This window comes from Pseudomonas sp. GM24 (genome assembly GCF_000282235.1).
GTDB lineage: Bacteria > Pseudomonadota > Gammaproteobacteria > Pseudomonadales > Pseudomonadaceae > Aquipseudomonas.
Map to the genome: position 1 here is coordinate 1 of NZ_AKJR01000242.1, position 6,200 is coordinate 6,200.

The window sequence follows — 6,200 nt, forward strand, 5'->3', positions numbered from 1 at the left end:
GATCGCAGCCTTCGGCAGCTCCTATAGTAAATGGTCGTTCCCACGCTGCTGCGTGGGAACAATCAATAGTTGAGATTGTGTTTGAGATAGAAGGATTGCAATGACTCCGCGTACCGCCCTCGGCGCTCTGCATATCGGTGCTTTGATGTTTGGCCTGACGGGTGTGTTCGGCAAACTCGCTGCCGCCTCCCCCGCTGTGATCGTGTTCGGTCGCGCGGCTTTCGCCGTTGTCGCCTTGGCGTTCTTCGCCCGCTTCGCCAGCCAGAGCGGCTGGCAGAAACTTCAGGCCGTGGATTGGCGGCGTCTGGCCCTCAGCGGCGTGTTGCTGGCCGGGCACTGGGTGAGTTTCTTCCTGTCTGTGAAGATCGCTGGTGTCGCCATCGCGACGTTGGGTTTTGCCAGTTTCCCGGCCTTTACGGTGATTCTCGAAGGACTGATCTTTCGCGAACGCATCCGCGCCAATGAAATACTGCTGGTGGTGTTGGTCAGCATCGGCCTGATTCTGGTGACCCCGGCCTTCGATCTCGGCAGCGGCGCGACCATTGGCTTGCTCTGGTCGGTGCTTTCGGGGCTGCTGTTTTCCCTGCTGTCGCTGACCAACCGCGCCAGCTCCGGGCGGATTCCGGCGGTGCAAGCGGCGCTGTGCCAAAACGTCGTGGTCGCGCTGTGTCTACTACCAGTTGCAGCACCGCAACTGAGCGAAGTGCGCGCACTCGACTGGCTGTGGATTGCGCTGCTCGGGGTGTTCTGTACCGGCGTCGCGCACAGCCTGTTTGTGGCCAGTCTGGCGGTGATCAAGGCGCGCACGGCGGCGGTGGTGTTTGCCATGGAGCCGGTCTACGGCATCACCGTCGCCTGGTTGCTGTTCAATGAAAACCCGACACCGAAGATGTTGCTCGGCGGCGCGCTGATCATTGTCGCCATTGTGGTGTCGGCGCGGATGTCAGGCCATGCCGACAAGAAAGCTGTCGCCGCCGAGGCCGCGTCTCACTGAGTGCGGTCGTTGTGACCGAGGTCGCGGTCAGGATCGATCTGATCGCGAACTCGCTGCTTCAAGATTTTAGCCTCGGGAAAACCGCCGTCAGCCTTGCGTTCCCAGATCTGCACGCCGGCGCAGCTGATGTGAAACACCCCGCCGGTGCCGGGCACCAACGAGACTTTGCCGAGATCATCGCCGAAGGTGCTGAGCAGCTCCTGCGCCAGCCATGCAGCGCGCAGCAGCCACTGGCATTGGGTGCAATAGGTGATGACAACTTCTGCTTTTGCGACAGTCATGTTCGCTGAAACTCCTGAGACAGAGGGCGCCGCTATAATAGCCGGCTTTAACGCTTGCCCCGAGACTCACAATGCGCCGTCTGCTGTTCTGCCTGCTGCTTGGTTTCCTCCCTTTGTTCGCTCACGCCGGCGTCGATGCCAGTGACGCGACGCGACCGAAAGTCGGCCTCGTGCTGTCCGGCGGCGCGGCGCGCGGGCTGGCGCACATCGGCGTGCTTAAGGCGCTGGAGGAGCAAGGCATCAAGATCGATGCGATCGCCGGCACCAGCATGGGCGCGGTGGTTGGCGGGCTGTACGCCTCGGGTTACAAGATCGATGAGCTGGAAAAACTCGCGCTGAACATCGACTGGCAAGCCGCGCTGTCCGACGCGCCGCCGCGCGAAGATGTGCCGTTTCGGCGTAAACAGGATGACCGCGACTTTCTGGTCAAACAGAAACTCAGCTTTCGTGACGACGGCAGCCTTGGCTTGCCACTGGGTGTGATTCAGGGCCAAAACCTCTCGTTGCTGTTGGAAAGCCTGTTGGCCCACACCAGCGACACCCGGAATTTCGACAAACTGCCGATTCCGTTCCGCGCTGTCGCCACCGACATCTCCAACGGCGAAAAAGTGGTGTTCCGCAAAGGTCATCTGCCGCAGGTGATCCGCGCCAGCATGTCGATCCCGGCGGTGTTCGCCCCGGTCGAACTCGACGGCCGGCTGCTGGTGGACGGCGGCATGACCGACAACATCCCGCTGGATGTCGCGCGGGAAATGGGCGTCGACGTGGCCATCGTCGTCGACATCGGTACACCGCTGCGCAACCGCAAGCAACTGACCACCGTGGTCGATGTGTTGAACCAGTCGATCACCCTGATGACCCGCAGTAACTCCGAAGAACAACTGGCCGCGCTGAAATCCTCCGATGTGCTGATCCAGCCCGCGCTGGCAGCGTTCGGTGTCACTGATTTCGGCAAGGCTCAGGAGATGATCGATGCCGGTTATCGCGCCACGCGAATCCTCGATGCGCGCCTCGCCGTCCTCAAACCCAAAGAATCCCAGGACGCCGAACTCAACGCCGCACGTTCGCCGGGTCAACGCACACCAATCATCACGGGCATCCGCGTCGAGAACGACTCGAAAGTCGACGACGATGTGATCCGCTACTACATACGCCAGCACATTGGCGAGCCGCTGGATCTGGCCCGATTGCACTCGGACATGGGCACTTTGTACGGCCTCGACTACTTCGAACAAGTGCAGTACCGCGTGGTGCACAAGGGCGAGGATCACACACTGGTGATCAGCGCTCGGGGCAAGCGCAGCGGCACCGATTACTTGCGGGTCGGCCTCAATCTGTCGGACGACATGCGCGGCGACAGCGCCTTCAATCTCGGCGCCAGCTATCGCATCAACGGTATCAACCGCCTCGGCGCGGAATGGCTGACCCGCGCGCAGATTGGCGACAAACAAGAGCTGTACACCGAGTTCTATCAACCGCTGGACGTCGGCTCGCGTTACTTCGTCGCACCGTACGCCTCGTTCGAGGCGCAGAACGTTGAAGCGGTGCTCGACAACGATCCGATCGCGCAGTATCGCGTCGAGCGCTACGGTTTCGGCCTCAACTTCGGCCGACAGATCGGCAACAACGGCGAAGTGCGTTTCGGTGTCGGCGAGGCGTGGGGCAAGGCCGATGTGCGGATTGGCGATCAGGATCTGCCGAGTGAAAACTTCAACGAAGGCTTCTACGCGCTGAAGTATTCCTACGATTCGCTGGATAACGTCTACTTCCCTCATGAAGGCAAGGACGTCAGTCTGACGCTGATGCAGTTCGAACCGGGCCTGGGTTCGGATACGCGTTACCGACAGTGGGAATTCAAACTCGACAAAGCCATGAGCCGTGGCCCGGATACGCTGATTCTCGGTGGTCGTTACGGGCGTACGCTGGACGATGCCAACGTGGTCACGTCAAGCTTCCTGCTTGGCGGTGCGCGGCAGTTGTCGGGGTTCAGAGAAGACGCGATTTCCGGGCAGAACGTCAGCCTGATGCGCGCGGTGTACTACCGCCGGCTGACGCCGCGCTCGTATCTGCCACTGGACTTCCCGCTGTATGCCGGCGCCTCGCTGGAGCGTGGACGGGCGTGGAACAACGACAATGAGTTCGACAGCGGCTATATCAACGCGGCCAGCGTGTTCATCGGTTTTGACACGCCGCTGGGGCCGTTGAATTTCAGTTATGGGTTGAATGATGCGAATGAGCAGGCGGTTTATCTGAACCTTGGGCAGACCTTCTGATCAGGTCGCCTGACAATCCGCCTTCGCGAGCAGGCTCGCTCCCACAGGGGAACGCATTCCAATGCAGGAGTGAGCCTGCTCGCGAAGGCGGTATCAGCTCAACCGCAAATCGGATCGGAGGCTTCAGCGAATTCCCGCCAGCAACGTCCGCGCCGTTTGCTTCAAAGGTTCATCGCCCTCTTTGAGCAATTCATTGAGCAACGCAATCGCACTGTCGATGTCACCGTCATCAATGCACGTCTGCGCCTGTTCGAGTTTGCCGGAGTTGGCGTCGTGTACCAGTTCCGGCTCCTGCAAATCCAACGGTTGCAAAGCCAGTGACGGCTCGGCATCAGCAAACTCATTGAGAAAATCTTCATCCAGCGGCCCGGCTTCCGATTCAGGGATCCACTCGAGTTCGGCCTCTTCGCTGGGCTCGGGCAATTCAAAGTCCTGCGGCAGAACCTGCAGACCGGAGCCGAGCGCCGAGGTGTCTGCTGCAGGTTCAGCGGTGGCCGGGCGACTGTCTTCCAGATCCCAACTGGAATCCATCGACAGCTCGCCCAGATTCAGTTCGAAATCATCTTCAGGCGCCGGTTGGGCAGCGGCAATCGGGGCCGCTGCAACAATCGGCGGTACCACGGCCAACGGTGCTGCACCCACCAGTTTCGGGTGCCGCGCGCGAACATCCTGCAACGTCCGGGCATCCACACCCAGCTCATGCAAATGACTTTCCTGTTGTTCATACGCGGCGCTGTCACCCTGACGTCCCAGCACTTCTAGCAACTGCAAACCGATATCAGTGCGCGCAGGCTCCTTTTGCAAGGCATCGCGCAACAGCCCGGCGGCTTCGCCCAATCGGCCATAAGCCAGATAGATCCCCACCGCCTCCAGCACATCACCAGCGGCGGGTTCTTCGCGGTGTTGGTCTGATGTGTGAACTCTGACCGACTCGGTGTTCTCGGCCTCCGCCGCCTCCGGCTCATTGCCTTGCGGCAACAGTGGCAGCGGCTCGGCAACCTGCCGCTGTTGTTGCCGTCGACGGTGCACAAACAACCCGGCCAATGCGCCCAGCAACAGCAACAGGCCGCCGAGCAATGACCAGTTCAAACCGTCATCGCTGGATTCGACCGGTGCAACGACTGGCGCAGGAGCAGGTGCCTGGGTCACCACAGTTGGGGGCGGCGATTTCTGCAACTCGACCAGACGTGTTTGCAAGTCACTGATCTGCTTCTTGCCGTCGGCAATCTGCACATCCTGTGTCTGCAGTTTTGCGTTCAATTCGTCGACGGTCTTCTGCAGTTGCTGATTCAGCAACACATTGGCGGCCAACTGCTCGGCCAGTGCATCGCTGGCAGGCGTGGGTGCTGGCACGGTATCGCGCTTGGCTTGAGGTGCCTGTGGCGCTGCCACGACAGGCTCGACAGTGGGAAACGCGGAGGATTGCGCACGTAAATCCGGCTCATCGGTGGCCGGCACGATACCCGGCGAACCCGGTGGATCGATCAACACGGTGTACTCACGCAGCAACCGGCCGTTGGGTTGATCGAGCTGCACGAGGAAATTCAGAAAGGGTTCGTTGACCGGTTTGCTGGACGTCACTCGGATCATCTGGCGATTGCCATGCAGGATCGGGATGAACTTGAGGTCGTTGAGGAAGAACACCCGCTCGACCCCGGCCTCGGCGAATTCATCCGCCGTGGCCAGGCGCGCGGCCAAATCGTTTTGCGTCAGCCCGCCGACATCGACCAAGGCAATGTCGGCCTTGAGCGGCTGATTGAGGCCTGAATGGACGGTGATATCACCCAACCCCAAGGCCATCGACCAGGCCGAATAACTCAATACACCAGCGACCAGCAGCCATTTGGCGCCGCCGCGCAGTACCACGTGCCGACTTGCGAGCATGAGCATCCCTTAAATAAGCAAAACCGACTTCTATGCGTTCGCACATCCGGTACGAACACGATATTGCCCAGTAGTTCTTATAGTCGGCGCAGCGCGATCTCTCAAAGATACGGCACGTGGATGTGCCTCAAGATTTTTCCAGGTTGGCCAGAATGTGCCCGTGAACCCGCATGCACACCTTCAAATCCGCCTCGTCGACGCCTTCGAACAACTCATGACGCAACTGTGTGGCAATGGTTTCGATTTGCTCGATCAGCGGCAGGGCCGGTGCGCAGAGGACGATTTTTTTCGCCCGGCGGTCTTCCATTACAGACTGGCGTTGCACCAGGCCCTGGCTCTCCAGACTATCGAGCAAGCGCGCGAGGGTCGGCCCTTCGACGCCGACACTCTGCGCCAGCTCCCGCTGGGTCGGTGCTTCTTCAAAACGCGCCAGATGCAGCAGCACCAGCCAGCGCGCCTGGGACAACCCCAGCCCGGCGAGGCGTCGATCCAGTTCGGCACGCCAGCCACGGGACATCTGGGCCAGTTGCATGCCAAAGCGGTGTTGATCGGTTAACGGCATAAAACACTCACGGTTAGACTGAAAATAAAGAATTTCTAATTATTAGCCAGCTAAGCATGAGCTGCAGTTATAGGCAAGTGGCGGTCTGTACTGAATCGTTACATCTTGAAGCCCCTCACCCTAGCCCTCTCCCAGAGGGAGAGGGGACTGAATGGGGGATATTTGGGAATTACGCCGACGTGGCAGATCGGCGCTGAATCCATAAT

At 60.1% G+C, this 6,200-nt stretch carries 5 protein-coding genes; 2 read left to right on the forward strand and 3 right to left on the reverse strand.

The features are described 5' to 3' along the window. The first annotated feature begins 100 nt into the window (after positions 1-100). Positions 101-994, forward strand: coding sequence for a DMT family transporter (locus PMI23_RS25065; protein ID WP_007919705.1), 894 nt, complete (start codon positions 101-103; stop codon positions 992-994). Here the strand turns inward: PMI23_RS25065 and PMI23_RS25070 are convergent. Beyond that, positions 988-1,275, reverse strand: a complete 288-nt coding sequence (locus tag PMI23_RS25070) for a SelT/SelW/SelH family protein (protein ID WP_007919707.1) — start codon at positions 1,273-1,275, stop codon at positions 988-990. The two genes, PMI23_RS25065 and PMI23_RS25070, sit on opposite strands and share 7 nt — an antisense overlap. A 71-nt stretch (positions 1,276-1,346) precedes the next feature. Here PMI23_RS25070 and PMI23_RS25075 point away from each other — a divergent pair, with 71 nt between their 5' ends. Next, positions 1,347-3,548, forward strand: a complete 2,202-nt coding sequence (locus tag PMI23_RS25075; RefSeq protein ID WP_007919709.1) for a patatin-like phospholipase family protein — start codon at positions 1,347-1,349, stop codon at positions 3,546-3,548. 123 nt (positions 3,549-3,671) lie between these two features. Here PMI23_RS25075 and PMI23_RS25080 read toward each other — a convergent pair whose 3' ends face one another. Beyond that, positions 3,672-5,432, reverse strand: coding sequence for a FimV/HubP family polar landmark protein (locus tag PMI23_RS25080; protein WP_007919711.1), 1,761 nt, complete (start codon positions 5,430-5,432; stop codon positions 3,672-3,674). A 127-nt stretch (positions 5,433-5,559) separates the two neighbouring features. After that, positions 5,560-5,994 (reverse strand): MarR family transcriptional regulator, encoded by a 435-nt coding sequence (locus PMI23_RS25085; RefSeq protein WP_007919713.1) that lies wholly within the window; start codon positions 5,992-5,994, stop codon positions 5,560-5,562. Between the last annotated feature and the right edge of the window lie 206 nt (positions 5,995-6,200).